The following is a 25,949-nucleotide window of genomic DNA, read 5'->3' on the forward strand; positions in this document are numbered from 1 at the left end:
TGCAGGCTTTTTGCTCCCCCTTCTGTATCCACTGAACAGTAGAAGCCATGAATGCGATCCGCGCGGCCGAAAACGTCTCTCTCGCAGCAGCTGTAGCCGAAGAAATCAGCAAAAAGGAATTGCCCGCCCAGCGCCTCCAGGAGGCGCAATTTTTTATCCGCGCCTTTTTCGCCCGACTCGCCGCCGGCGACCATTCACTGCACACCCCGGCCCAGTGGGCCGAGCTGCTGCTCGATCTGCTCGACTTCATGGGCCTGCGCCAGCCCGGCTGCGCCTCGGTGCGCGTGATCAACCCGGTGCACGGCCATGACGGCCGCAGCGTGGTGGAGGTGGTCACCGATGACATGCCGTTCCTGGTCGACACGGTGAGCATGATCCTGGCGAGCGAGTTGCAGATCCACGCCGTGATCCACCCGGTGGTGAAGGTGACCCGCGACGGCGACGGCCAGCTGCTGGCGCTGGGCGACGATGCCGCGGCGGCCGAGTCGGTGATGCATTTCGAAATCGATCGCCTGGGCGACGGCGAGCCGCAGGAGGCGTTGAAGGCGCGCATCGAGACGGCACTGGACGACGTGCGCCTGGCCGTGCGCGACTGGGTGGCCATGCGCGACCGGGCGCTGGCGATTGCCGCCGAGCTGCCGTCGCGCGCCGGCCTTCCCGACCAGCTTGCGCGGGAGTCGGGCGAGTTCCTGCGCTGGCTGGCCGAGGACAACTTCACCTTCCTCGGCTATCGCGAATACGAAGTGCGCCAGGGCGAGGCGGGCGAGGTGCTGCAGTCGGTGGCGGGTTCCGGGCTGGGCATTCTTGCCGGCAACGAGCGCTCGCTCGCGCCGCGTTCGCTGAGCTCGCTGGGCCGGCGCGATGCGGCCAGCGCCGGCGTCATCGAGCCGGTGATCCTCACCAAGACCAACGCCCGCTCGCTGGTGCATCGCCCGGGGCACATGGATTACGTCGGCGTGCTGCGCTTCGACGCCGCCGGCAAGCCGGTGGCCGAGCAGCGCTTCCTCGGGCTGTTCTCGTCCAACGCATACATGGCCCGTCCGCAGGATGTACCGCTGGTGCGCCAGAAGGTCGAGGCAGTGCTGGATCGCTCCGGCCTCAAGCGCGACTCCTACTCGGGCAAGTCGCTGCGCCACACGCTGGAAACCCTGCCGCGCGAAGAGCTGTTCCAGTCCAACGAGGACGAGCTCTACCAGGCGGTCAGCGGCATCCTGGAACTGCGCCAGCGTGCGCACACCCGCCTGTTCGTTCGCCGCGACCGCTACGGCCGCTTCTTCACCTGCATGGTGTTCGTGCCGCGCGAACGCTTCAACACCACGGTGCGCGAGCGCATCGAGGCGCTGCTGCGCGACGCGCTGCACGGCGAGGAACTGGACTCGGCGGTGCAGATGGGCGAGGCCGCGCTGGCGCGCCTTTACGTGGTGGTGCGCCCGCGCGTGGGCGAGCAGGTGAGCTATGACCTGCATGCGCTCGAAGAGGGCGTGGCGCGCATCGTGCGCAACTGGTACGACGAGGTGCGCGACCTGCTGGTGCGCCAGCTCGGCCCCCACCAGGGCGTGGTGCTGGCCAACCGCTACGCGCGTGCCATGCCGCCGGGCTACATCGACGAGGTGGCGCCGGCCGTGGCGGCCGCCGACATCGTGGCGCTGGCCAGCCTGGACGGCGACGATGCGATCCGCATGTCGCTGTACCGGCACGAGGACGGCTCGCTGCGTTTCAAGGTGATCCATTTCGGCGAGCCGATTCCGCTTTCCGAGGCGCTGCCGATGCTGGAAAACATGGGCGTGCGCATGCTCGCCGAGCACGTCTACAGCCTGGAGAGCCAGGAGCATCCGCTGACCATCCACGACTTCGAGCTCAAGCCCAAGCAGCCGTTGAGCTTCGAGCTGGAGCACGTGCGCGAGCGCTTCGAGCGCGCGTTCGAGGCGCTGTGGCGCGGCCAGGCCGAGAGCGATGGCTTCAACAACCTGGTGCTGTTCGCCCAGGCCGACTGGCGCCATGTGGCCGTGCTGCGCGGTTACTGCAAGTACCTGCAGCAGGTGGGCATCGCGTTCTCGCAGACCTATATGGAAGCCACGCTCAACCGCTACCCGGCGATCGCCGGCGTGCTGATCGAGCTGTTCCATGCCAAATTCGATCCGCGCCGCGAACAGCTCACCGGCAAGGAACTGGCGCGTGCCGGCGACGACCTGCGCCGCGAGATGCTGGCGCTGATTCCCGAGGCCACCCGCCACGCGCAGCCGGAGCTGGTCGACGGCATGGTGGCTTGCCTGGCCCGCCCGCGCAACGAGCAGGTGCAGGTGCTGACCGACGCACTGCGCACGCTGCTGGACGACGTGGCCAGCCTCGACGATGAGCGCATCGTCAAGAGCTACCTGGACGTGATCGGCGCCACGCTGCGCACCAGCTACTTCCAGCAGTGGGACGGCCAGTTCCGGCCGTACATCAGCTTCAAGTTCGACTCGCACCGCGTGCCCGATGCGCCCAAGCCGGTGCCGTACCGCGAGATCTTCGTGTACTCGCCGCGGGTGGAAGGCGTGCACCTGCGCTTCGGCCCGGTGGCGCGCGGCGGCCTGCGCTGGTCCGACCGCCGCGAGGATTTCCGCACCGAGGTGCTGGGCCTGGTGAAGGCGCAGATGGTGAAGAACACGGTGATCGTGCCGGTCGGCTCGAAGGGTGGCTTCTACGTGAAGAATCCGCCCGAAGGCGGTGACCGCGACGCGCAGCAGGCCGAGGGCATCGCCTGCTACCGCCTGTTCATCGCCGGCCTGCTCGACATCACCGACAACCTGGTCGAGGGCCAGGTGGTGCCGCCGCACGACGTGGTGCGCCACGACCAGGACGATCCGTACCTGGTGGTGGCCGCCGACAAGGGCACGGCCACATTCTCCGACATCGCCAACACGATCTCGGTGGCGCACGGTTTCTGGCTGGGCGACGCGTTCGCCTCGGGCGGCTCCAACGGCTACGACCACAAGGCGATGGGCATCACCGCCAAGGGCGCGTGGGAGTCGGTGAAGCGCCACTTCCGCGCGCTGGGCCGGAACTCGCAGACGCAGGACTTCACCTGCGTGGGCATCGGCGACATGTCTGGCGACGTGTTCGGCAACGGCATGCTGCTGTCGCGCCACATCAAGCTGGTGGCCGCGTTCGACCACCGCCACGTGTTCCTCGATCCGAACCCGGACGTGCAACGCTCGTTCGCCGAACGCGAGCGCATGTTCAAGCTGCCGCGCTCCAGTTGGGAGGACTACGACAAATCGTTGATCTCCGCCGGCGGCGGCGTGTACCCGCGCAGTGCCAAGTCGATCCCGGTGTCGCCGGAAGTGCGCGCGGTGCTCGGCATCAAGGGCGATGCCACCCACATGGCGCCGACCGAGCTGCTCAGCGCGATCCTCAAGGCGCCGGTCGACCTGCTGTGGAACGGCGGCATCGGCACCTACGTCAAGGCGACCAGCGAAACCCACGCCGACGTCGGCGACCGCGCCAACAACGCGCTGCGCGTCAACGGCGCCGAGCTGCGCTGCAAGGTGGTGGGCGAGGGCGGCAACCTGGGCATGACCCAGAAGGGCCGCATCGAAGCCGCCCAGCACGGCGTGCTGCTCAACACCGACTTCATCGACAACTCCGCCGGCGTGGACACCTCCGACCACGAGGTGAACATCAAGATCCTGCTCGGCGACGCCGTGCAGCGCGGCGAACTCACCGACGAGGCGCGCAACGACCTGCTGCGCGCGATGACCGACGAGGTAGGCGAGCTGGTGCTGTGGGACAACTATCGCCAGAACCAGGCGATCACCCTGATGGAGCACCAGTCGATCAAGCGCATCGGCTCGATGGCGCACTTCATCCGCACGCTGGAGGCCGAGGGCCTGCTCGATCGCCAGGTGGAGAACCTGCCCAGCGACGCCGAGCTGGCCGAGCGCAAGGCCCGCGGCCAGGGCCTGACCCGACCGGAGCTGGCGGTGCTGCTGTCCTACGACAAGATCAAGCTGTTCCAGCAGTTGCTCGACTCGGACGTGCCGGAGGATCCCTACCTCTCCAAGGAACTGGTGCGCTACTTCCCCGAGCCGCTGCACGAGAAATACACCGAGCACATGCAGCGCCATCGCCTCAAGCGCGAGATCATCGCCACCGCGGTGACCAACTCGACGATCAACCGCATGGGTGCCACCTTCATGATGCGCATGCAGGAGGACACCGGGCAGGAGCCGGCGGCGATCGCCAAGGCGTACACCGCGGCGCGCGAAATCCTCGATGCACGCGAGCTGTGGGCGCAGATCGAGGCACTGGACGGCCAGGTGGCCGAGAACACACAGATCGACGCGATCCTGCAGATCTGGAACCTGCTGCGCCACATGACGCGCTGGCTGCTCAACCGTCCGGGCGGCACGCTGGACATCGCCGCCAACGTGGAGCGCTACCAGAACCACGTGAGCGAGCTGCGCAAGGCGCTGCCGGCCGCGCTCACCGACACCGGTCGCGGCGACTTCGAGTCCAGCCAGGAGAAGTGGGAGGGCCTGGGCCTGCCGACCGAACTGTCGGTGCGTCTGGCGCGCTTGTCCGAATTGCGCGCGGCGCTGGACATGGTCGAGGTGGCGCAGCACAGCGGAGCGCCGATCGCCCGCGTGGCCAGCGTGTTCTACGAGCTGGGCGAGGCGCTGGACCTGGAGTGGCTGCGCGACCAGATCGAGGCGCTGCCGGTGGAAGGCCACTGGCATGCGCAGGCGCGCGGTTCGCTGCTGGACGAGCTCAACCACCAGCACCGCGCGCTGTCGCTGCAGGTACTGGCGCTGTGCGGCGAGCGCACCGACCGCTCGCCGGTGCAGGCGTGGCTTGAGCGCGACGACGCCACGCTCAGGTACACCCGCAGCATGCTGGCGGAGATCCTCACGCAGAACGCGGACTACCCGATCGCCTCGGTCGCGGTCCGTCGGCTGGCGCAGCTTGCGCAGGTGCCGGTGAACTGACCGGCCGGCAGCGGCCCTTGGTGCGCGATTGATTTTTTTGTGTGTGGGAGCGACTTCAGTCGCGACGCTCTTGTTCTGATGCTGCATCAAGACAGAGGCGTCGCGACTGAAGCCGCTCCCGCAGGGGGCATTCGCGCACGGGGTGGGCTCCTACGGTAAGCTCGGCCGGCCGTTTTCACTCATTCACATCCATGCGCTTTGCCTTTGTCGCCAGCGAAACCCCGGTCGCCCAGCAGGCGCGGCGCAAACTGATCGAGCAGTACGGCGATGTGCCGGCCGCCGACGCCGAGGTGATCGTGGCGCTGGGCGGCGACGGCTTCATGCTGCGCACGCTGCATGCGTATCGCGACCTGCACCTGCCGGTGTACGGCATGAAGCTGGGCCGGGTCGGCTTCCTGATGAACAAGCACCGGCTGGACGACCTGCCGGAGCGCATCGCTCTGGCCCACCTCGCCACGCTGTATCCGCTGGAGATGCGCACCACCCATGCCGATGGCGAGACGGTCTCGGCGATCGCCTTCAACGAGGTGTCGCTGCTGCGCCAGAGCAATCAGGCCGCGCACCTGGAAGTACGGCTCAACGGCACGGTGAAGCTGGCCAACCTCATCTGCGACGGCATCCTGGTATCCACGCCGGCCGGCTCCACCGCCTACAACCTGTCCGCCCACGGGCCGATCCTGCCGCTGGACGCCAACGTGCTGGCGCTCACGCCGATCAGCCCGTTCCGCCCACGCCGCTGGCGCGGCGCGATCCTGCCGCACCTCACCGAAGTGGGGCTGCGCGTGCTCGATCCGGGCAAGCGGCCGGTGAGCGCCACCGCCGATTTCCACGAGGTGCGCCATGCGCGCGAGGTGCTGATCCGGCAGTCGCGCGAGCATGGCGTGCGATTGCTGTTCGATCCCGAGCACAACCTCGAGCAGCGGATTCTCGACGAACAGTTCGCCCCCGATTGAGCTCCGCGCGGGGAGTGGCGAGCCAGCAGCAGAGCCGGGCCTCGTCATCACCACTCCTCATTCACTCTCATCCTGCTCGCCCGTTGCGCTAGATTGCCCGCATGTCCCGAGCCACTGCCCACGACCCCTCCGCATCCGGCGACAACCGCCTGGTGGTGGCGATTTCCTCGCGCGCGCTGTTCGACCTCGGCGACAGCCACGCGCTGTTCGAGCGCGACGGCCTGGACGCCTACCGCAGCTTCCAGATCGAGCACGAGGACGAGATCCTCAAGCCCGGCGTGGCGTTTCCGCTGGTGCAGAAGCTGCTCGGTCTCAACCGGCTGGCCGGCGACGTGCCGCCGGTGGAGGTGATCCTGCTGTCGCGCAATTCCGGCGACACCGGGCTGCGCATCTTCAACGCGATCCAGCACTACGGACTGGAGATCAGCCGTGCCGCGTTCACCAGCGGCGCGCCCACCTCCGACTACATCGCGCCGTTCAAGGCCGACCTGTTCCTCTCCGCCAATGCCGAGGATGTCGGCCGCGCGCTGGCCGCCGGGGTTGCCGCAGCCACCATTCTCCCCAGCACGGCGCCTCCGCGTGCCAGCGAGCAGTTGCGCATCGCCTTCGACGGCGATGCGGTGATCTTCGGCGACGAGGGCGAGCGGGTGTCGCGCGAGGAAGGGCTCGACGCGTTTCATCGCAACGAACGCGAGCGTGCCGCCGAGCCGCTGTCGGTCGGACCGTTCCGCGGGTTCCTTACCGCGCTGCACCGCCTGCAGGCCGCCTTCCCGGCCGAGAACTCGCCGATCCGCACCGCGCTGGTCACCGCCCGTTCCGCGCCGGCGCACAAGCGGGTGATCCTCACCCTGCGCAAGTGGGGCGTGCGCATCGACGAGGCGCTGTTCCTCGGCGGCCGCGACAAGGGACCGTTCCTCGACGCCTTCGGCGCCGACATTTTCTTCGACGATTCGCCGGCCAACGTGGAGTCCGCCCGCAAGCACGTGGCGACCGGCCACGTGCCGCACGGCGTGAGCAATCGCCAGAAGTGACCACTCCTCGCTTCTTGCCTCTCAAGGCACCGGATGCCCCTTGCCGGCCGTCCAGATCGCGTACCAGTCCTCGGCTTCGAGACTGACGTCGAGCGCGACGACGGCCTCGCGCAGGCCGTCGATGCGACCGCTGCCGGTGATGGGATGCGGGCGTGAGGGATGGCGCAGGATCCAGGCATAGGCCAGCGTGGCGAGGCTGATGCCGAGCCTTGCGGCGATCGGCTGCATGGTCTGGCGCACGCGCACGGCCTGCGCGTCGTCGCCGGCAAACAGCCGTCCACCGCCCAGGGGCGACCAGATCATCGGATGCAGGCCCAACTGCTGGGCCTGGTCCAGGGCGCCGTCGTCCAGCGCCTGCAGCGCCAGCGGCGACAGCTCCAACTGGTTGGTCAGCAGCGGATGGTGTTGGTACAGCAGGGCGAACTGGCTGGCGCTGTGGTTGGACACGCCCCAGTGCGCCACCTTTCCCTCGCGGGTGAGCGTGCGGAAGGTAGCGGCCAGTGCGGCCGCGTCCATCAGGTAGTCGGGGCGATGGATCAGCACCAGGTCGAGCCGATCGGTTTGCAGGTTGACCAGCGACTGCTCCACCTGCGCCCGCACGTAGGCGGCGCCCGTGTCGTAGTGGTTCACCCGGTACGGGCGATCGGCGCAGCGCAGCCGGATGCCGCATTTGCTTACCAGCTGCATGCGACCGCGCAACGCGGGCGCCGCTTTCAGCGCCTCGCCGAACAGCGCCTCGGCCCGATAGTCGCCGTAGATGTCCGCGTGGTCGAAGCTGGTGATGCCCAGCTCCAGCGCCTGTTCGATCCAGCGCACGCGGGCGGCGACATCGAGGTTCCAGTCGGCAAGCCGCCACAGGCCGGCGACGACGGTGGAAAGTGCAAGAGCGGGTTGCGTCATGGCGTGCGTGCGGGGCAGGGCGGGCCAGTCTGCCAACCCGTGTCATGGGCAACAAGCGTGCAACACCACACTAGACCAGCTTTTGCCGACGCCACCACGGCGTGACCTGCTCTTCGCGTACCAGTGTGAACAAGCCGGCGCCGAGGATCAGCGCGATGCCGACCAGCATGGGCCAGTCGAGCCGGTCGCCGAATAGCCAGTAGCCGAAACCGATCGCCCACAGCATCTGGCTGTACTGAGTCGGCGCGATGCGGTTGGCCGGGGCGAGCAGGGTGGCCAGCATGAGCAGCACACCCGCCAGTCCCTGCATCAGGCCGTAGCCGAGCAGCAGCAGCCAGGTGTGCCGGTCCGGCCACATGAAATGCGGCAGCATCAGCAGCCCGCCGATCAGGAGGGGGCCCGCCACCCCGGCGCCGTACAGGCTGATGCGCTTCTCGTGCGGTCCGGCCAGACGCATGGCGACCATCGACACCGCGCCGGACAGACCGCACAGGATGGCCGCGAAATGACCCAGCCCGAGCTGGCGGAATCCCGGTCGCAACACCACCAGCACGCCGACGAAGCCGGTGACCACGGCGGTCCAGCGCCGCCAGCCCACGTGTTCCTTGAGAAAGACCACGGAAAGCAGGGTGACGAAGATCGGCATGAGGAAGATCAGCGCGAAGGTTTCGGCCATCGGCAGCCGGGTGAAGGCGACCACCGCGGCGATGTTGCAGATACCGCCCGTCACGGCGCGTATCCACCACAGGCCGGGGCGCCTGGCGATCACCACATCGCGCAGCCGGTCGCCCGGCGAGCGGATCAGCGGCAGGACGCCCAGGCACAGCAATGCCCCGAAGAATGCCGTCTCGTAGGCCGGCAGTGCGCCGTGCAGCGATTTCACGCAGGCATCGCTGATGGCGTAGGCGGCGTAGCAGGCAAAACCGAGGACGACGCCTTTTCGCATGGAAATCCGAGAGGGGAATGCGGCGGGCATTGTCCCACAGGCCGGCACCGCGACAGGACGCCGTGCCGGTCGTTCGACCGGAGCGGAGCCGCGCACGCCACCGCCGGGCCATCGGCATGAAGCGCGGGGAAGGCTCCGGGCTCGCACCGTTCGGCCGGGCATTGCCGGTGCACCATCCGCGTGGGTAGTCTCGCCCTGCCATGGGGATTTCAGTGCTGGCGGTGCCGCTGCATGCGCAGCAGGCGGCGCCGGCGGCAGCCGGCACGAAGAAGGTCACCGAGCTGCAGGAAGTGCAGGTGATCGGCTCGCGCGCCAAGGAGCGCACGGCGGCGGAGACGTCGGCGCCGGTCGACGTGATCGGTCGCGAGCAACTGGAAAACGCCGGTGTGACCGAGGTGGGCCAGGCGCTGCAGCTGCTGGAGCCGAGCTTCAATTTCTCGCGTACCTTCGTCAGCGACGGTACCGACATCATCCGCCCGGCCACGCTGCGCGGCCTGGGCCCGGACCAGGTGCTGGTGCTGGTGAACGGCAAGCGCCGCCATCAGCAGGCGCTGGTGAACGTGCAGCAGACGATCGGCCGCGGCTCGGCCGGCACCGACATCAACGCCATCCCGATTTCCGCCATCGAGCGCATCGAGGTGCTGCGCGACGGCGCGGCGGCGCAGTACGGCTCCGATGCGATTTCCGGCGTGATCAACATCGTGCTCAAGAAGCAGACCGACGTGACCTACGTGTCGTCCAGCCTCGGCCAGACCTACCAGGGCGACGGCCTGGTGAAGCAGGTGGGCGCCAACACCGGCTTCAAGCTAGGCAAGGACGGCTACCTCAACCTGACCGTCGAGTACCGCGACCGCGGCGAAACCAACCGTGCCGGCCCCGACACGTTGCGCGCGAACCCGCCGCGCGTCACCCAGCACCTGGGCGATGCCAGGGCCAAGGATCGCTACTTCTGGTTCAACGGTGGCCTGCCGATCGGCAAGGGCGAGCTGTACTGGTTCGGCGGCTTGTCCAGGCGTACCGGCAGCTCGTTCGGTTTCTTCCGCTCGGCCGGCGACAACCGCACGGTGCCGGCGCTGTACCCGAACGGGTTCCTGCCGAACATCGTCACCACGGTGAAGGACGCCTCGATCGTGGCCGGCTACCGCACCCCGATCAGCGACACCTGGGACCTGGATTTCTCGATCGACCGCGGTCGCAACACCTTCGGCTTCGACGAGAAGCATTCGGTCAACGTGAGCTGGTGGTACGAGCCGAACGGTTCCGGCGGCATCTACGCCAGCTCGCCGACCTCGGCCAACACCGGCACCCTGAAGCTCAACGAGACGGTGGCGAACATGGACGTGCGCGGTCCGATCGACTGGGGCATCGGCAACGACCAGCTCGATGTGGCCACCGGCCTGGAATGGCGCCGTGACGTGTACGCGATCACCCCGGGCGATCCGGTGTCGTACATCTACGGTCGCACCAACGACCGCAGCATTCCGATCTACGGCCAGACCGGCGACATCGCGCAGCCGGGCATCCAGGGTTTTCCGGGCTTCTCGCCGAGCGAGGCAGTGAACGCCGGGCGCAGCAACTGGGCGGCCTACGTGGACACCGAGTCGCAGGTCACCGATCGGCTGCTGCTGGGTGCGGCCGGTCGCTATGAGCACTATTCCGACTTCGGCGGCACCACCACCGGCAAGTTCTCGGCCCGCTTCGACGCCAGCGACCGGTTTGCCGTGCGCGGCACGCTGGCCACCGGCTTCCGCGCGCCGGGCGTGCAGCAGATGTACTACAGCCAGCGCTCGACCAACCTCAATCCGCAGGGCGTGCTCACCGATACGTTGACCGCGCGCCAGAACAGCAGCGTCACCCGCGCGTTCGGCATCCAGCCGCTCAAGCAGGAGACCTCGCGCAGCGGCACGCTGGGCTTCGTGTACACGCCGACCAACGACCTGACGATGACGCTGGACCTGTTCCGGATCGATATCAAGAACCGGATCATCTTCTCCAGCAACATCGTGCCGGAGTCGGTGGGTACCGACGGCCAGCCGTGCGCGGCGAACAACGCCAACTGCCCGATCGCCGCGATCCTCGACCCGATTGGCGTGGGCCAGGTGCTGTTCTTCACCAACGCCATCGACACCCGCACCACTGGTGCCGACCTGGTGGTGCAGAAGGGCATCGCGTTCGACGGCGGCGCCAGCCTCGATCTGACCGCGGCGATGAACTACAACAAGACCAAGGTGACCAGGCGCAAGTCCGAGTCGCCGATCCTCAGCCCCTCGCAGCTGTTCGACGACACCCAGGTGACCTTGGTCGAGCAGGGCCAGCCGCGCCAGCACCACATCCTGCAGGGCGTGTACCACGACGGTCCGTGGGACCTGACCCTGCGCGCCAACTACTTCGGCTCGGTCACCGGCCAGGGCTTCACCCCGGGCATCAAGCAGACCTGGGGCGGCAAATGGCTGGAGGACGTGGCGGTGGTCTACCGTTTCTCGAAGCATGCGCGGGTGACGGTGGGTGCCGACAACGTGTTCGACACCTATCCGGACAAGTGGAATCCGCAGACTGGCTTCCCGTTCCCGCAGCTGGGCTTCACCTACGGCTGGGAGACGTTGCCGTTCGGCATCAACGGCGGCTACTACTTCGCACGGGTCGACTTCCAGTTCTGACCGCCCGCACCGGGCACTCCGTGTATCGACGCCGCGCAGGGAACTGCGCGGCGTCGTCATGTACGGGGCAGGCAAAGTCAGCCAGGGTCGCATCGGGCTTGCAAGCGGGAAGGTCGGGCGGGGTGGGTGCATGGCGGCCCGACGGCCGCGCTGCGCGCTGGCGTGGATGGTCCGCGCGGATCGAGGTCCGTCGCGCCGGCGACCATTGAAAGCCGGCTCGGTCGAGCCGGTGCCGATGGTGTCCCAAGCGCATGCACGTGGCATTCACCGGCAAACCGGATACTCGGCAGGCTGGTGTCGAGCGCGGCTACGCCGAAGCCTCCCTGCCAGTACGCCTCGCCGGATCCGTCGGCGAGCGCCCTCCCTGTAGCAGCGGCATGCGCCGCCCCGATGCCTTACCTGTACCGGCATGCCATGCCGGGGCTCCGATGGCCTCCATCTCGGCGCGACCCTTTCCTGGTCGGGCCGGGCCGGCCTCGGGCGCATGTCCGACCAGTTTGCCTCCGGGGTGATACGCCAAACGGGGATGCCGACTCATTGCACCCGCTCACCCAGAGCGAGTCACCCCAATCTCCCGAGGCATTCCATGAAAAACCTTAAGAAGCAGATCTCCATGTCCGTCCTCAGTTCGGCGATGCTCGCCTGGCTGCCCATGGCCGTGGCGCACGAAGTGGTCGTGCTGCCGGGCGTGGTCGGTCCGGTGGGCGTGGCCACCGGCGTGCAGACGCAGGGGCCGGGCCTGCTGACGGTCGGTCAGCAGGACATCAACACCCAGAACGAGGCCGGCGGAGCCATCACTACCGATGCCGCCAATACGGCCAGCATTGCGTTCATGAACAGCTCGACGGTGACCGGTTTCGTGGGCAGCGCGGGCTCGACCTTCCTGGGCATCTCCGCCGGCACCGCGGGCAACACGGTGACCTTCAACGGCCCGGTGTACTCCACCACGTTTTCGCTGGCCGGCACGGGCATCGTGAACTTCAACGGCGGCTTCACCAGCAACACCGGTTCCACCATGGATTTCGGCGGTGACGGTTTCATCAACGTGGGCGCCGGGCAGACCGTCAAGGCCGCCATCACCAACACGGCCGGCGCCGGCACCGGCACGCTCACGCTCAACGCCGACAGCATCATCGATGGTGCGGTCGGTGCGTCCAGCGGGCTGAAGCAGATCACCCTCACGGGCGGCAACGCGCTGATCACCGGCCAGGCGCAGGCAGCCAGCTACACGCTCGGCACGAATACCTTGAATGTCGCCGGTGCATTCGCGATCCCCGTCGCCGGCACCATCAACACCACCATCTTCAGCGAAAGCCTGTACGGCAAGATCGTGCCGGTGGGCGCGGCCAGCATCGGCAACGCGCTCACGGTGAGCGTGAGCGTGACCGGGCCGATCGCGGTGGGCAGCCTCTTCAACATCGTCGATGCCACCAGCGGCACCAGCGGCAGCACGGTGACCGCCACCAGCAACACCACCCGCTACCTGTTCTCCGCTGCCCCCACCACCAACGGCCTGGTGCAGATCATGGCCACGCAGGTTCCGCTGGCGGACGTGGTTGCCCCGGTGGGCAACCCGGCCGCGCCGGTGATCGCGCCGGTGATCGACGCGCTGCCGCTGACGCCGGCCAGCATGCCGCTGCTGACGGCGATCACCCTGCTGCCCACCGCCACCCAGGTGGCCGACGCGCTCGCGCAGCTGCAGCCCGACGCGGTGAGCCTGGCCTCGCCACAGGCCAGCTATCGCGCCACCCAGCAGCTGGAGCAGCTGTGGGCCTCGCACCTGGACGCCACGCAGCAGAGCTGCGCCCTGGCCAGTACCCGCAACGACCGCGCACCCGCGCATGACGGGCAGGATTCGCCGTGCCTCACCAGCCGGCGTCCGCAGCTGTGGGCCGCCGGCTTCGGATTTGCCGGCACCCAGCGTGGCGCCAATGGCTATGAAGGCTATTCGGACAACAGCGGCGGCCTGATCCTCGGTTACGACATGCCGCTGAGTCCGTCGCTCACGTTCGGCGGCAGCCTGCGCTACGCCCGCTCCGCGCTCGACGGCCTGTCGCAGCGCAGCCACGGCGACGTGCGTTCGCGCCAGGCCTCGGTGTACCTGGGCTACGCGCCGGGCAACTGGTTCTTCAACGGCGACCTGGTTTACGGACACGACAACTACACGAGCTCGCGCCAGGTCGTTTTCACGGGCATCAACGAGACGGCGCGGGCCCACTACAGCGGACGCCAGTACACCGCCTTCGGCACCGCCGGCTATCACTACCGCCTGGACGACGGCCGTACCGTCCTCACGCCGTTCGCCACGATCCAGCACACCCGGATGAAGGTCGCAGGCTATGCCGAGACGGGCGGGAACTCGGTGGATCTGCGCGTGGACGCGCGCAACCAGAATTTCACCCAGTCCGGCCTGGGCGTGAAGCTGGCCCGCGACCTGGTGTCGTCCGGCTCGCGCATCATCCGTCCGGAAATCCATGCCACCTGGCTGCACGCGTTCGATGGGCAGGCGGCTGGCAGCACCGCGGCCTTCGTCAGCGGCGGCCCGCAGTTCAATGCCAGCGGCGTGAACACGGGGCGCAACATCGTGGACGTGGGCGCCAGCGTGCTGGTGGCCGGCGACGGCGCGTGGTCGTTCGAGGCCGGTTACGACTACCAGCACAGCCAGCGCTTCAGCGCCGGCCAGGTCATGCTGCGGGCAACCATGCGCCTGTAGACCCGCGGTGCGATCGCGTCAGGATGGTGCCAGTTTGTGCAGCATGTGATCGATCGCGCGGCTGTGCTCGTGCTGCGGGCTGAAGAGGATGACCTCCGCCGTGCGGTCGACCTTCACCGTGTGGCCCGCCGGCCAATAGAACAGGTCGCCGCACGCGGCCTGTTCGGTGCGGCCGTCGGCATAGGTCACGGTGAGCTCGCCCTCGAGCACATATCCCCAGTGCGGGGAGGGGCACAGGCTCGCGACGCTCTGCGCTGCATGGCCTGGAGCTGGATCCGATCGATCCTTTCATCAACTACGCGATGGGGCGCAGCTTCTGGCTCGAGGGCGATCTGCACAGCAGCCTGCTGTGGCTGGAGCGGGCCACGTCGATCAGTCCGAACTACGCGACGTGCGTGCGCGCAACCCGGCGCTGACCCGTGCGGACTTTTTCCGCGCCTTCCCGATGCATTCGACGGTGCTGCGGGAACGCATCGCCGGCGCCCTGGACCGGTTCGGCCTCTGACCCGCGCCGAATCCGGAATTTCCCGCGACAGCAGCGACGCGCGTGGTGCCGCGCGAGGGATGCGATGGCTTAGACTTCGCGCTTCATCCCCGCTCCGGAAGCGCCCGTCATGTCCGACACCATCGCCCTGATCCAGCGCCACCTGCTGCCGGGCGGCGCGTGCTTCGACATCCGCGACGGGCGCATCGGTCGCGTCGGCAGCCACGACAACCGCAACGACTGGATCGCCCGGGTTCCCGGCGGCTGAGGCGATGCTGGACGGGGTGTTCTATGTCGGCGAGCCGGCGCTGCCGGGTGCGTGCTGTGTCCGCTGGGCGCCTGACGTCTTTTCTCCTCCGGATCCGTGATGACCCGCACCCTCGCCGAATGGCTCGCCTATCAGGAAGGCGTGAACCCGCGCAGCATCGAGCTGGGGCTCGATCGGGTGCGCGCCGTATGGCAAGGCATGGGCGCGCCGCGGATCGCGCGGCACGTGATCACCGTGGGCGGCACCAACGGCAAGGGCTCCACCGTCGCGCTGCTGGAAGCGATGCTGCAGGCCGCCGGCCGGCGCACCGGCGCGTTCACCTCGCCGCATCTGCTGGCCTACAACGAACGGGTGCGCGTTGATGGACGCGACGTCGGTGATGCCTCGTTGGTCGCCGCGTTCGAGCGCATCGAGGCGGCGCGCATGCAGGGTCCGGACGCGCCGATCCGGCTGACCTATTTCGAGTTCGGCACGCTGGCCGCGCTGGACCTGTTCGCCCGCGCCGGGGTCGACGTGGCCGTGCTGGAAGTGGGGCTGGGCGGCCGGCTGGACGCGGTGAACATCGTCGACGCCGACGTGGCGGTGATCACCACCGTCGACCTCGACCACGTGGACTGGCTGGGGCCGGATCGCGACAGCATCGGCCGCGAGAAGGCCGGCATCGCGCGCGCCGGGCGGCCGGCGATCGTCGGCGAGATGCAGCCGCCGGCCGGACTGCTCGCGGCGCTGGCCACGATTGGCGCGCGGGTGGAGCGCGCGGGTGCGGACTTCCATGCCGAGCGGCTCGATCGCGGCTGGCGCTGGCGTCATCGCGACGGCACGGTGATGCAACTGCCCGATCCGGCGCTGGCCGCGCCGGTGCAGTACGCCAATGCCGCCGCCGCGATCGCCGCGCTGCACGCGCTCGATGCCGGCGTGCTGGGTGACTCGCTGGAGCGGACGCTGGCCTCGGCCCTGGGTCGCGTGAGCGTGGCCGCGAGGCTGCAGTGCCTGGGCGGCGATCCGCCGCTGTACGTGGACGTGGGCCACAACCCGCAGGCGGCGCGCGCGCTGGCGCAATGGCTGGACGCGGTGCCGCACGGCCGCGTGCATGCGGTGTTCGGCGCGCTGTCGGACAAGGACGTGGCGGGCGTGCTCGCCGCGCTCGGGCCGCGCATCAGCCACTGGCACCTGGCCGGGCTGGATCTCGACACGCCGCGCGGGTTGCCGGTGCAGGTGCTGGTGGACATCCTGCATGCCACGCTGCCCGGCGCGCCGCACGACGCCCACGCCGGCGTGGCCGCCGCGCTTGCGGCGGCGCGTATGGCGGCGCATCCGGGCGACTGCATCCTCGCCTTCGGCTCGTTCTTCGTGGCCTCGGCGGTGCTCGCGTCCGGCGCCGCCTGAACGCGGCACCGGCCGATTTTCGGAAGAGCTGGCGCGGCCGGGTATAATTTCGCCGCTTTGCGCCGCGCCCGCCCATCCTGGAGCCCGTCTTGAAAACTCGCCTGCTGGGAGCCTTTGTTCTCATCGCGCTGCTCGTGCTGTTCGTGCCGATGTTCTTCCCGAGCAGCCCGCCCACCGCTGCCGGCGACCAGACGGTGAGCCTGGCCATTCCGCCGGCACCGGACCGCGACCTGCAGACCAGGACCATGAGCCTGGACCCGGATGCCGCCGCGCCGGCCGCCGCGGCCAGCGCGGGCGCCGTGGTGATCCCCGCAGCACAGGCGGGCAGCGGCGATCGGCTGGCCACGGTCGACATCCGCTCGCGCCGACCCACCGACGTGGAGACCGGTGCCGCGGCCACGCCGGCTGGCCATGCCGACACCGCGAGTCCTCCCGCGGGTCGGGCGCCGACCACCGCACCGGCACCGGTCAAGCCGGCCGCCGGCGGGTCGGCGATCAAATCGCAGTCGCCGGCGAGCGCGTCGCCCCGGGCCAGCGCCCCGGTACTGCCGCCGGCCACCGCGGCACGCGGCAACTACAGCCTGAGCCTCAGCGCCTACGCATCCGGCGCCGGAGCGCGCAGCCTGATGCAGCGCGTGCGGAAACTGGGCTATCCGGTGAGCAGTCATGTCATCCAGCAGGGCGACAAATCGCTGACTGCGGTGGAGGCGGGTCCGTTCGCCACACGCACCGCCGCGGAGAGTGCGCGACTGAAGATCACCCAGAGCATCGCCGGCGTGCCGGTACGCCTGGAAAGCGGTGCGAGCACGCCGGCCGGCGACGAGCCGGCCGGCGCGGCGCCGAAGGCGTCCGCGCGCGCCGGTGGCTGGGCGGTGCAGGTGGCCGCGATGAGCAGCCAGTCCGACGCCAATGCCCTGCGCGACAAGCTGCGCGCAAACGGCTTCGACGGGTTCGTCGATTCGGTGACCGTCGGCGGCAGGAAACTCTGGCGCGTGCGCGCCGGGCCGCAGACCCAACGCAGCGACGCCGAGCGTGTGCGCGACCAGATCAAGTCCAGGCTTGGTCTGGCCGGCAACGTCGTCGGCGTCCCCTGATCCACGCCCGTCGCCCCGGACCCGCCGCAGGATGAACTGGACCGACTACTTCATCGCGGGCGTCGTGGCCGTCTCGGTGCTGGTCGGCCTGTGGCGCGGGCTGGTGGCCGAGGTGCTGTCGCTGGCGATCTGGATCGGTTCGATCTGGGTGGCGTGGGCGTTCGGGCCGGGCGTGGCGGCGTATTTCGATCACAGCATCCGCACGCCGCAACTGCGGCTGGCGACCGGCTACGGCATTTGCGTGGTGGCGGTGCTGATCGTCGGTGCGCTGGTCCATGCGATCTTCCGCCGGCTGGTGGCGGGTGCGGGGCTGTCCGGCCCGGATCGCGGGCTGGGCATGCTGTTCGGCTTCGCCCGCGGCGTGCTGCTGGTGGCGCTGATGGTGTTCCTGCTCGGCTTCACCGCGGTCACTCGCGAGCCCTGGTGGCGCCAGTCGCTGCTGCTGCCGCAGTTCCAGTCGGTGGCGATCGCGGTCGGCCACCACCTGCCGGCGAGCACGGCGCGCTATCTGCGCCCGTCGCCCGAGGTGCTGGACGGCCTGCCCAGGCTGCCGGACCTGTCCGGCGCGGCGGACCTCAAGGGCGTGCGCGACATGCTCGACGCCCCCGGCCCCGCCGGCACGCCCCCGCGGGGCGACCTGCCGGCCGCCTTGCGCGGACGGCCGCGCGCACCCACATCCTCATCCTCCGCGCCGTCGCCGGCGTCCGCCGCCTCGGCGGGTCCGGCGGACATGTCCTCGCATCCGTAATCGCACCACCCACGCAGGCGTAAACCATCATGTGCGGAATCATCGGCATTGTCGGCATCACCGAGGTCGCCTCGGCGCTCTATGACGGCCTCACCGTATTGCAGCACCGCGGCCAGGACGCCGCGGGCATCGCCACCGTGGACGGATCCCGCCTGCGCCTGCACAAGGGCAACGGCCTGGTGCGCGACGTGTTCAACGAGACCTCGATGGGCCGCCTGCGCGGGCGCATCGGCATCGGCCACTGTCGCTATCCCACGGCCGGTTCCGAAGGCGCCGACGAGGCGCAGCCGCTGTACGTGAACTCGCCCTACGGCATCGCGTTCGCGCACAACGGCAACCTGATCAACACCGAGTCGCTGCGGCGCGAGATGTTTCACGAGGACCGCCGCCACATCAACACCGAGTCCGACTCCGAGGTGCTGCTGAACGTGCTGGCGCACGAGCTGCAGATCCAGGAGCGCATGGCGCTCACGCCGGACCACATCTTCAAGGCCGTCGCCGGCGTGCATGCGCGTGCCCGGGGCGGTTATGCCTGCATCGGGCTGCTGCTGGGCTACGGTCTGGTCGCCTTCCGCGACCCCAACGGCATCCGCCCGTTGGTGCTGGGCGAGCGCCTCACCGGCGAGGGCCGCGAGTATGCGGTGGCCTCCGAGTCGGTGGCGCTGGACGTGCTGGGCTTCAAGCGCGTGCGCGACATCGCGCCGGGCGAGGCGGTGATCATCACCGACGACGGCGAGCTGTTCAGTCGCCGCTGCGCCGATGGCGCGGTGCATGCGCCGTGCATCTTCGAGTACGTCTACCTCGCGCGTCCCGACTCGATGATCGAGGACGTGTCGGTCTACAAGGCGCGCCTGCGCATGGGCGAGAAGCTGGCGCAGAAGATCATGCGGCTGCGCCCGGACCACGGCATCGACGCGGTGATCCCGATCCCCGACACCGCCCGCACCGCCGCCAGCGCGCTGGCCGGCGCGCTCGGCGTGCCGTTTCGCGAGGGCCTGGTGAAGAACCGCTACGTCGGCCGCACCTTCATCATGCCGGGGCAGGGCGACCGCGTGAAATCGGTGCGCCGCAAGCTCAACGCGGTGGACCTGGAGTTCCGCAAGAAGAACGTGCTGCTGGTGGACGACTCGATCGTGCGCGGCACCACCTCCAAGCAGATCATCCAGATGGCGCGCGATGCCGGCGCCAAGAACGTCTACTTCGCCTCGGCCGCGCCGCCGGTGCGCTACCCCAACGTCTACGGCATCGACATGCCCTCCGCCGGCGAGCTGATCGCCGCCGGCCGGACCGAGCAGGAAGTGGAGGCGCAGCTCGGCGCCGACTGGCTGATCTACCAGGATCTGGAAGACCTGATCTGGGCCGTGCAGGACGGCAACGAGGATCTGAAGCACTTCGATACCTCGTGCTTCTCCGGCGAGTACGTCACCGGGCTGGAGAAGGAATACCTGCAGCAGATCGAGCTGATGCGCTCGGACGACGCCAAGGCCGCGCGGCGTACGGCGTGAGAGCGCCGCTTGTCGGCATCAACCATCGGCAAGCGGGCGACCGCCCAGGTTCTGGGCAATGCGCCAGAGCACACCGGAGGGATCGGTCATGCAGAAGTCACGCATGCGCCACGGCCGGTCCTCCGGCTCGTCAAGGCGGATGTCGTAGCGCTCGACGATGCGTTCATTGCGCAGGTGTTGGTGCCAGGCATCGACGTCGGCCACCAGCAGATGCATGACAAAGTTGTCGGCGTGACCAGGGCGGTAAAAGTCCTGCAGCAGGAAGCTGCACTCGCCGGCGGCGAAATAGGCGACGCCATCGCCCTCGGATTTCTCCTCGAAGCCGATGTCGACGTAAAAGCGCCGCGACAGCGCATAGTCGCGCGCCGGGACAAAGGCCTTGATTTCGATGGTGGCGAGGCGATCCATGCGTAGGCTCCAAGAGAATGGCGAGCGATGACTATGCCGCTTTCGCCTTACCTCGGCTATTGACCCAGACGCCCTTCCAGACTTGCCGTGATAAATGATATGCACGCCGCCGCCAAGCGCTGCCTCGACGCCGCCGATCCGGCGGAAAAGCTGCGCCTGACCCACGCCGCGTGGCAGGCGCTGCAGGCCGGCGAGCTGGCGCCCGATGCCGGCGCGCCGGCGCCGCGGCCGATCGGTGCGCCGGGCCGCCCCGCGCGTCCCGTGCTGGTCTCGGCGCGGCAGGTGCCGCAGCGCGGACTGGGCACGGCGGAGGGACGCGCGGCGCTGGTGCACGCGGTGGCGCACATCGAGTTCAACGCGATCAACCTGGCGTGGGATGCGGTCTACCGCTTCCGCGGCATGCCGGCGGAGTACTACCGCGACTGGGCCAGTTGCGCGCACGACGAGGCGCGCCACTTCGCCCTGCTGAACGAGCGGCTGGCCGAACTCGGCCACGGCTACGGCGACTTCGATGCGCACAACGGCCTGTGGGAAATGGCCGAGAAGACCGCCCACCGCGACACCGCGCGCATGGCGCTGGTGCCGCGCGTGCTGGAGGCGCGCGGGCTGGACGTGACACCGGGCATGATCGAGCGCTTCAGCGGCGCGGGAGATCATCGGACGGTGGAGATCCTGCAACTGATCCTGCGCGAGGAGGTCGCCCACGTCGCCGCGGGCACGCGCTGGTTCCACTGGTGCTGCGCGCGCGACGGCATCGAGCCGCGCGCCGCCTTCATCGAGCTGCTGCGCACCTACATGGGCGCCACCCTGCGCGGTCCGTTCAATCGGCCGGCGCGATTGCAGGCGGGCTTCGACGAAGCGGAGATGGATCAGTTGGCCATGCTTGCCGCCAACGCTTGAGTGTTGCGTTACACCATCGTCGAGTCGCCGCTGGCGGTGGCCGCTCTTGCCCGCAGGCCCTGCCGGCGCAGGCTTTGCGCCACTTGGCATCACCGCCCAACCGTTTAGCAATCTGCAGCGGTGGGCAGCGGGCACAAAAAAGCCGGCGCGTGGCCGGCTTTTTCATCGAATTTTGGTCGGGGAGACAGGATTCGAACCTGCGACTTATACGTCCCGAACGTGATTTTGGGGCCTTTGGCATCAGTCACTTAGGCGCTAAGTCATTGATTCCACTGGTCGCGCAATTTCGCTTCATTTCGCGATAACATGGCATCTGCTGTTACCGTGCTGTTACGGGACTGAGGGCCATGGTCAAACAAGCCGTGAAGCTGTCGCCATTTGTCGTTGAGGGCGCCAAGCCAGCGACGTCGCCCTACCGGCTGTGGGACACGAAGGTCCCGCAATTGCATGTTCGCGTGCAGCCGTCCGGGGTGAAGACCTTCAACGTCCAATGGGACCGATCAACCACCCGCTCGCTGGGCAAGTGGCCGGCGGTCACTGTCGAGGCTGCGCGGGTGCGCGCCCGCCAACTGCTGGCCGAGGTCGACAAGGAAGGCGCCCCGCTGGCAGTGATCGAAAAGCGCAGCAACAAGCCGGGCACGTTTGGCGAGTTCATCCGCGAGCACTACGCGCCGCACGTCGAGGCGACCGCCAAGGCTGGCAAGGCCACCGTGGCGCTGATCAATAAGCACTTCGAATACCTGTACGACGAGCCGCTGACCGCGATCACGCGCGCGGAGTTCGACCGGTTCAAGGCCAAGCGCCTGCGGGCCGGCACCAACCCGGCGACCGTCAACCGCGACCTGGACCGCATCAAGGCGGCGCTATCCAAGGCCGTGGAGTGGGAGTTATTGGAGTCCAACCCGCTGCTGGGCGTGAAGCGCATCAAGCGCGAGATCGAGGAACGGGTGCGCTACCTGTCCACCGCTGAAGAGAAGGCGCTCAGGGCCACGCTGGAGCTGCGAGAGGCCCGTTTCAGGCAACGGCGGCTGTCGGGCAACGCCTGGCGCAAGGAACGGGGCAGGGAGCCGCTGGAACCCATCACGGGCTACGCCGACCACATCATGCCCATGACGCTGCTGGCGTTGAACACCGGCATGCGCCGGGGCGAGATCACGCAACTGACATGGGCGGACGTCGACCTGAAGGCCAAGCGCGTCACTGTGCGCGCCGGCTACGCCAAGAGCGGGAAGGCCCGACACATCCCGCTCAACAGCGAGGCGGTGGCGGTGCTGGAGCGGTGGAAGAAGCAGCAACCGGAAGGGCGCCTGTTCAACCTGATCTGCACGGCCAAGGCGTGGGGCCGACTCATGGAGAAAGCCGGCCTGGAAGACTTCCGGTTCCACGACCTGCGGCACACGTTCGCCAGCAAGCTGGTCATGGCGGGCGTGGACCTGAACACCGTGCGCGAGCTGCTGGGGCACGGCGACATCAAGATGACCCTGCGCTATGCGCACCTGGCCCCGGAGCACAAGGCCGCGGCGGTGGAGATGCTGGTGGGAGGTGCAAGGTGACCAGTTTCAGTAACGCCGCGAGAGAGTACATAGAACGGGGGTACGACGAAGCCTTCAATCAAAAGTTTGGCGACGCAAATAGAGCGGCGCCATTCTATTTAGAGGACCGGCAGTGGTTTATTTCCATGCTGGAATCTGCGGCGGAGAGTGCGGCGACTTTCCAGCCGCTAGAGGACCGCGGGCACAAGGACAGGCAGCGAGCGATGGACAAGCTGCAGACTGCCGCCGGAAAGCTGGTCGAGGCTTTCGAAGGGCTTGATTTGGATGCGCTTGCGTATCTCTACCGATGTGTCGCCGCCGTGGCTGCTGGGGAGGGTGAGGCTGACAAGCATTCCCCCATCAGCTACTTCATTGAAGCATGCGCTGAACGAGGACAGGTCGTCGGCGCGCTGGGTAAGGTGCATGCGGCGGCGATCTTGGCTTCGAAAACCCTGCCGAAATTGGACAAGGTGAACGCGCAAGCGTCTGTTGCGTGCTCAGTCGGTAACACCTTCCACATGCGGGGGCTTGACTTCCCTGTCTCCGACACCGGCTTTGCTGCGGATTGCTTGGCCGCGGTATTCGACTTGACCGGCTGGGAGAAAGGCAGCCTCAGGTACTGGATTCAGCGTGGCAGGGAGCATCCATGGTCGAGCTGGAACTTTTCCCATACCTCAATCTATGCCACCCCGAAAAAATGAGGCAGAAAAATGCCGCTTTTTTTCTGCCTGGCTTTTTGAGTGATCCAAAGGGGCGCCGCTAACAGCATTGCACTCACGCCGCCGCGCAACGTGGCGGAATAACGCAAAAGGTGAGTGCAATGCAGAAACTGAAACTATCCATGCAGGACATCGCCGAGCTGACCGGCGAGGCTCCGCCGCTGATCTATGCGGCCATCAACGCGGGCCACCTGAAAACGTTTCTGGTAGGACGTCGCCGGTTCGCAAGGCCGGCTGACGTGCAGGCCTGGGTGGACCACCTGCAGGCCGAATCGGACGCCGGGCGACCCGTTTGCTATCAGGCTCGCGCCAAGGTGACCGCATGAACGCCCGCGCCATGCTTCCCCGCGATCCTTCCAACATCGCGCGGGACATCATCGAAGCCTGCCGACGCCTGGGCGACCTGGGCGCCGCCGTGCAATACGGCGCCATCCGGCCGGACAGCGGCGAGATCGTGACCACGGTCGAGGGCCTGCAGCGGGTGCTGGTCGAATACCGCGTGGAGGTGCGCCAATGAGCGGCCTACAAAAGCAAAACCCGCCGAGCAGGGCGGGCTTTGCAACAGCAAGGCAGACCAAAGGCGGCGGGCTGCATCGGCATCCTAGCATCAACGTCCGGCCGATCGAAAGGTTCCTGTCCGCCCACGAGGCGGCCACCGGCCACCATGCGCAACGGACCAGCAAGGGGGCGCGGATCACCTGTGCCGTGTGCGGTACGAAGTCCTACAAGGGCGCCGCCACCGAGGGGGATAACGGGACCGTCCTGCTGCACTTTTTCTGTGGGCATAGCGTGCAAGAGAACCTGCACGTCATCGGCCTGGAGATGGGCGACCTGTTCGTGCGGCGCGACCTGCGCACGATGACGCCGATCGAACGGAGCCAACTGCGGCAAGCGGCCATGCTTCCGCGCTGGCGGGCCGCCCTGGAGGTACTGACGCACGAGGCCGCCGTGGTGCTGATCGCAGCCAACAAGATGGGCGACGGTGAAGCGCTGGACGACGACGAGCTGACCCGCATGCGGGTGGCCGCCCTGAAGGTGTTCGACTGCGGCGAGGTGCTCAATGAACGCACCTGAACGCTACATCGATAGCTTCGACGACTGGGCCGACTGCGAGGCGCAGCGCCATCCGATCATCGAGGTGCCCACCGGTCCGCGGGTCGAGCTGATCGGCGCCGACCAACTGAAGCCCGAGGCGATCCGCTGGCTTTGGCCGGGCTGGCTGGCACGCGGCAAGTTGCATGTGCTCGCAGGTGCCCCCGGCACCGGCAAGACGACCCTGGCCATGGCGGTGGCCGCGGCTGTCAGTGCGAGCACGGCACTGCCTTCTGGCTGGAAGCCTCGCTGCGGTTCGGTGCTTATCTGGTCAGGCGAGGACGACCCACGCGACACGCTGGTGCCGCGCCTGATCGCCGCCGGCGCTGATCGCTCCCGCATCCACTTCGTGCGCGACACGATCGACGAGGGCGACTACCGCCGCCCGTTCGATCCATCGCGTGACGTGGCCATGCTCGCCATCGCGGCGAAGGGTATCAAGGACATCGCCCTGATCGTGGTGGATCCGCTGGTGTCGGCGGTCGGCGGCGACTCGCACAAGAACGCCGAAGTGCGTCGCGGCCTGGCTCCGCTGGTCGACCTGGCCGCCCGCCTGGACGCCGCGCTGCTGGGCATCACCCACTACAGCAAGGGCACTGGCGGACGTGAGCCCTTGGAGCGCGTGAGCGGCTCTTTGGCGTTCGGTGCACTGGCCCGCGTGGTCATGGGTACGGTCCGGCAGAAGGAGGGCGAGGACAGCACGCAGAACATGGTGCTGGCCCGCGCGAAGTCGAACATCGGCCCGGATGGTGGCGGCTACGCCTACGCCTTTGAGCAGACCGAGCTGCCCGGTTATGACGGCCTGATCGCCAGCCGCATTGTCTGGGGCTGTGAGCTGCAAGGGACAGCCCGCGAGCTGCTGGCCGAACCGGAAGCCCCCCGCGAGGACCGCGCAGCACCTGCACGCGACGGAGCCGCCGAGTTCTTGATGGAGTTGCTGCAGCCCGGTCCAGTGGCTACGGAGGAGATCAAGGCGGAAGCGAGGGACGCGGGTTTCACCTGGGCGACCGTTCGTCGAGCGAAGGAGGAGATCGGAGCGAAGTCGAGGAAAAACGGGTTTGAGGATTCTCGATGGTTCTGGGCTCTTCCTGACCCGAAGCCCGTCGAAGGTGCGCACCAAGGTGCTCACGCACCCCCGAACAAAAAACAGGTGAGCACCTTCGCATCTGATGAGCACCTTCGGTCAACCGTGCGGGTTCCCGAGGGTGTCGAAGATGCTCAATTTTCCGAAGGTGCTGAAGGTGCTCACCGCCAGAGTGACGTGAATCTTCGCGCACCTTCGGCGCACCGGGACCCGGGCGGTGGGAGGCTGGTGCTATGAACCCTATCGAGACACTGCTGCTGTGCTGGGCTGCCGGGCTGGTGCTGCACCGACAAGGCGGGGAGCTGATCGTGGACGGTATCCAGCCGGACACACCCCCGGAGCTGATCGATCTGCTACGCCAGCACAAGCGGGAGCTATTGGCCCTCGCGTCGGAGTGGCCCGACAACGAGGTGACGCGCTGAAGGTCGACGGTGCCGCTCTACGTGGGGTCGGGCTCCACCGGCAAGGGCGGCAAAAACTGGTGCACGGGTGCACGCATAGGGAATGCACCCGTGCACCAGTTATTTGTCATTGACAGTACCTATCGTTTCGGCTATAT

General features: G+C 68.0%; 22 protein-coding genes. 18 read left to right on the forward strand and 4 right to left on the reverse strand.

Annotated elements, in window-relative coordinates; all coding sequences use genetic code 11:
- Window positions 1-47 precede the first annotated feature (47 nt).
- The 3 genes from ACO2Q2_RS08960 (at window position 48) to ACO2Q2_RS08970 (ending at window position 6,954) form a co-directional block, all read left to right on the forward strand.
- Window positions 48-4,970 (forward strand): NAD-glutamate dehydrogenase, encoded by a 4,923-nt coding sequence (locus ACO2Q2_RS08960; protein WP_423255424.1) that lies wholly within the window; start codon window positions 48-50, stop codon window positions 4,968-4,970.
- 191 nt (window positions 4,971-5,161) lie between these two features.
- Window positions 5,162-5,923 carry an NAD kinase gene (locus ACO2Q2_RS08965; RefSeq protein ID WP_423255425.1) on the forward strand — a complete coding sequence of 254 codons (762 nt, stop codon included), beginning with the start codon at window positions 5,162-5,164 and terminating at the stop codon, window positions 5,921-5,923.
- A 101-nt stretch (window positions 5,924-6,024) separates the two neighbouring features.
- On the forward strand, window positions 6,025-6,954 hold the full coding sequence (locus ACO2Q2_RS08970) for a 5'-nucleotidase (RefSeq protein ID WP_423255426.1): 930 nt from the start codon (window positions 6,025-6,027) through the stop codon (window positions 6,952-6,954).
- A 21-nt stretch (window positions 6,955-6,975) separates the two neighbouring features.
- Here ACO2Q2_RS08970 and ACO2Q2_RS08975 read toward each other — a convergent pair whose 3' ends face one another.
- Window positions 6,976-7,854, reverse strand: coding sequence for an aldo/keto reductase (locus ACO2Q2_RS08975; RefSeq protein WP_423255427.1), 879 nt, complete (start codon window positions 7,852-7,854; stop codon window positions 6,976-6,978).
- Window positions 7,855-7,924: 70 nt separating this feature from the next.
- Window positions 7,925-8,800 carry a DMT family transporter gene (locus tag ACO2Q2_RS08980; protein WP_423255428.1) on the reverse strand — a complete coding sequence of 292 codons (876 nt, stop codon included), beginning with the start codon at window positions 8,798-8,800 and terminating at the stop codon, window positions 7,925-7,927.
- Window positions 8,801-9,000: 200 nt separating this feature from the next.
- Here ACO2Q2_RS08980 and ACO2Q2_RS08985 point away from each other — a divergent pair, with 200 nt between their 5' ends.
- Entirely contained in the window at window positions 9,001-11,457 is a 2,457-nt protein-coding gene (locus ACO2Q2_RS08985; protein WP_423255429.1) for a TonB-dependent receptor plug domain-containing protein, read from the forward strand.
- Window positions 11,458-12,070: 613 nt separating this feature from the next.
- The gene (locus ACO2Q2_RS08990) at window positions 12,071-14,170 is read left to right on the forward strand and encodes an autotransporter domain-containing protein (protein ID WP_423255430.1); all 2,100 of its coding nucleotides are present in this window, start codon (window positions 12,071-12,073) and stop codon (window positions 14,168-14,170) included.
- Window positions 14,171-14,188: 18 nt separating this feature from the next.
- On the opposite strand, the gene ACO2Q2_RS08995 is transcribed toward ACO2Q2_RS08990, so the two are convergent.
- Window positions 14,189-14,407 carry a cupin domain-containing protein gene (locus ACO2Q2_RS08995; protein ID WP_423255541.1) on the reverse strand — a complete coding sequence of 73 codons (219 nt, stop codon included), beginning with the start codon at window positions 14,405-14,407 and terminating at the stop codon, window positions 14,189-14,191.
- Between the two features lie 377 nt (window positions 14,408-14,784).
- Here ACO2Q2_RS08995 and ACO2Q2_RS09000 point away from each other — a divergent pair, with 377 nt between their 5' ends.
- The 5 genes from ACO2Q2_RS09000 (at window position 14,785) to purF (ending at window position 19,655) form a co-directional block, all read left to right on the forward strand.
- Window positions 14,785-14,922 carry a hypothetical protein gene (locus ACO2Q2_RS09000; protein WP_423255431.1) on the forward strand — a complete coding sequence of 46 codons (138 nt, stop codon included), beginning with the start codon at window positions 14,785-14,787 and terminating at the stop codon, window positions 14,920-14,922.
- A gap of 99 nt (window positions 14,923-15,021) precedes the next feature.
- Window positions 15,022-16,308: a bifunctional tetrahydrofolate synthase/dihydrofolate synthase gene (gene folC, locus ACO2Q2_RS09005; protein WP_423255432.1), complete on the forward strand. Its 1,287-nt coding sequence runs from the start codon at window positions 15,022-15,024 to the stop codon at window positions 16,306-16,308.
- An 89-nt stretch (window positions 16,309-16,397) separates the two neighbouring features.
- Window positions 16,398-17,402 carry an SPOR domain-containing protein gene (locus ACO2Q2_RS09010; RefSeq protein ID WP_423255433.1) on the forward strand — a complete coding sequence of 335 codons (1,005 nt, stop codon included), beginning with the start codon at window positions 16,398-16,400 and terminating at the stop codon, window positions 17,400-17,402.
- Window positions 17,403-17,433: 31 nt separating this feature from the next.
- Window positions 17,434-18,150: a CvpA family protein gene (locus ACO2Q2_RS09015; protein WP_423255434.1), complete on the forward strand. Its 717-nt coding sequence runs from the start codon at window positions 17,434-17,436 to the stop codon at window positions 18,148-18,150.
- Between the two features lie 29 nt (window positions 18,151-18,179).
- The gene (purF, locus tag ACO2Q2_RS09020) at window positions 18,180-19,655 is read left to right on the forward strand and encodes an amidophosphoribosyltransferase (RefSeq protein WP_423255435.1); all 1,476 of its coding nucleotides are present in this window, start codon (window positions 18,180-18,182) and stop codon (window positions 19,653-19,655) included.
- An 18-nt stretch (window positions 19,656-19,673) separates the two neighbouring features.
- Here the strand turns inward: purF and ACO2Q2_RS09025 are convergent, their stop codons facing one another.
- On the reverse strand, window positions 19,674-20,063 hold the full coding sequence (locus ACO2Q2_RS09025) for a VOC family protein (RefSeq protein ID WP_423255436.1): 390 nt from the start codon (window positions 20,061-20,063) through the stop codon (window positions 19,674-19,676).
- A gap of 90 nt (window positions 20,064-20,153) precedes the next feature.
- On the opposite strand from ACO2Q2_RS09025, the gene ACO2Q2_RS09030 reads away from it, so the two are divergent.
- The 8 genes from ACO2Q2_RS09030 (at window position 20,154) to ACO2Q2_RS09065 (ending at window position 25,812) form a co-directional block, all read left to right on the forward strand.
- On the forward strand, window positions 20,154-20,963 hold the full coding sequence (locus ACO2Q2_RS09030; protein WP_423255542.1) for a ferritin-like domain-containing protein: 810 nt from the start codon (window positions 20,154-20,156) through the stop codon (window positions 20,961-20,963).
- A gap of 347 nt (window positions 20,964-21,310) precedes the next feature.
- On the forward strand, window positions 21,311-22,516 hold the full coding sequence (locus ACO2Q2_RS09035) for a phage integrase (protein WP_423255437.1): 1,206 nt from the start codon (window positions 21,311-21,313) through the stop codon (window positions 22,514-22,516).
- The gene (locus tag ACO2Q2_RS09040) at window positions 22,513-23,196 is read left to right on the forward strand and encodes a hypothetical protein (RefSeq protein WP_423255438.1); all 684 of its coding nucleotides are present in this window, start codon (window positions 22,513-22,515) and stop codon (window positions 23,194-23,196) included. Before ACO2Q2_RS09035 ends, ACO2Q2_RS09040 begins: the two co-directional genes overlap by 4 nt.
- 119 nt (window positions 23,197-23,315) lie before the next feature.
- On the forward strand, window positions 23,316-23,540 hold the full coding sequence (locus ACO2Q2_RS09045; RefSeq protein WP_423255439.1) for a hypothetical protein: 225 nt from the start codon (window positions 23,316-23,318) through the stop codon (window positions 23,538-23,540).
- On the forward strand, window positions 23,537-23,731 hold the full coding sequence (locus ACO2Q2_RS09050) for a hypothetical protein (protein WP_423255440.1): 195 nt from the start codon (window positions 23,537-23,539) through the stop codon (window positions 23,729-23,731). The genes ACO2Q2_RS09045 and ACO2Q2_RS09050 overlap by 4 nt, the downstream gene beginning before the upstream one ends.
- Complete coding sequence (locus ACO2Q2_RS09055; protein ID WP_423255441.1) at window positions 23,728-24,288, forward strand: hypothetical protein; 561 nt, start codon at window positions 23,728-23,730, stop codon at window positions 24,286-24,288. Before ACO2Q2_RS09050 ends, ACO2Q2_RS09055 begins: the two co-directional genes overlap by 4 nt.
- Complete coding sequence (locus ACO2Q2_RS09060; protein WP_423255442.1) at window positions 24,275-25,627, forward strand: AAA family ATPase; 1,353 nt, start codon at window positions 24,275-24,277, stop codon at window positions 25,625-25,627. The genes ACO2Q2_RS09055 and ACO2Q2_RS09060 overlap by 14 nt, the downstream gene beginning before the upstream one ends.
- Window positions 25,624-25,812, forward strand: a complete 189-nt coding sequence (locus ACO2Q2_RS09065; RefSeq protein ID WP_423255443.1) for a hypothetical protein — start codon at window positions 25,624-25,626, stop codon at window positions 25,810-25,812. Before ACO2Q2_RS09060 ends, ACO2Q2_RS09065 begins: the two co-directional genes overlap by 4 nt.
- Window positions 25,813-25,949 lie beyond the last annotated feature (137 nt).

The sequence above is a fragment of the Dyella sp. KRB-257 genome (assembly GCF_049445995.1).
Taxonomy (GTDB): Bacteria; Pseudomonadota; Gammaproteobacteria; order Xanthomonadales; family Rhodanobacteraceae; genus Dyella_A.

Bases quoted from the DNA above. Each gene is read 5' to 3' on its own strand.
- ACO2Q2_RS08965 (WP_423255425.1), top strand. From the start codon at position 5,162: ATGCGCTTTGCCTTTGTCGCCAGCGAAACCCCGGTCGCCCAGCAGGCG.
- ACO2Q2_RS08980 (WP_423255428.1), bottom strand. From the start codon at position 8,800: ATGCGAAAAGGCGTCGTCCTCGGTTTTGCCTGCTACGCCGCCTACGCC.
- purF (WP_423255435.1), top strand. From the start codon at position 18,180: ATGTGCGGAATCATCGGCATTGTCGGCATCACCGAGGTCGCCTCGGCG.
- ACO2Q2_RS08985 (WP_423255429.1), top strand. From the start codon at position 9,001: ATGGGGATTTCAGTGCTGGCGGTGCCGCTGCATGCGCAGCAGGCGGCG.
- ACO2Q2_RS08970 (WP_423255426.1), top strand. From the start codon at position 6,025: ATGTCCCGAGCCACTGCCCACGACCCCTCCGCATCCGGCGACAACCGC.
- ACO2Q2_RS08975 (WP_423255427.1), bottom strand. From the start codon at position 7,854: ATGACGCAACCCGCTCTTGCACTTTCCACCGTCGTCGCCGGCCTGTGG.
- ACO2Q2_RS09055 (WP_423255441.1), top strand. From the start codon at position 23,728: ATGAGCGGCCTACAAAAGCAAAACCCGCCGAGCAGGGCGGGCTTTGCA.
- folC (WP_423255432.1), top strand. From the start codon at position 15,022: ATGACCCGCACCCTCGCCGAATGGCTCGCCTATCAGGAAGGCGTGAAC.
- ACO2Q2_RS09060 (WP_423255442.1), top strand. From the start codon at position 24,275: ATGAACGCACCTGAACGCTACATCGATAGCTTCGACGACTGGGCCGAC.
- ACO2Q2_RS09035 (WP_423255437.1), top strand. From the start codon at position 21,311: ATGGTCAAACAAGCCGTGAAGCTGTCGCCATTTGTCGTTGAGGGCGCC.
- ACO2Q2_RS09045 (WP_423255439.1), top strand. From the start codon at position 23,316: ATGCAGAAACTGAAACTATCCATGCAGGACATCGCCGAGCTGACCGGC.
- ACO2Q2_RS09015 (WP_423255434.1), top strand. From the start codon at position 17,434: ATGAACTGGACCGACTACTTCATCGCGGGCGTCGTGGCCGTCTCGGTG.
- ACO2Q2_RS08960 (WP_423255424.1), top strand. From the start codon at position 48: ATGAATGCGATCCGCGCGGCCGAAAACGTCTCTCTCGCAGCAGCTGTA.
- ACO2Q2_RS09065 (WP_423255443.1), top strand. From the start codon at position 25,624: ATGAACCCTATCGAGACACTGCTGCTGTGCTGGGCTGCCGGGCTGGTG.
- ACO2Q2_RS09025 (WP_423255436.1), bottom strand. From the start codon at position 20,063: ATGGATCGCCTCGCCACCATCGAAATCAAGGCCTTTGTCCCGGCGCGC.
- ACO2Q2_RS09000 (WP_423255431.1), top strand. From the start codon at position 14,785: ATGTCCGACACCATCGCCCTGATCCAGCGCCACCTGCTGCCGGGCGGC.
- ACO2Q2_RS09050 (WP_423255440.1), top strand. From the start codon at position 23,537: ATGAACGCCCGCGCCATGCTTCCCCGCGATCCTTCCAACATCGCGCGG.
- ACO2Q2_RS08990 (WP_423255430.1), top strand. From the start codon at position 12,071: ATGTCCGTCCTCAGTTCGGCGATGCTCGCCTGGCTGCCCATGGCCGTG.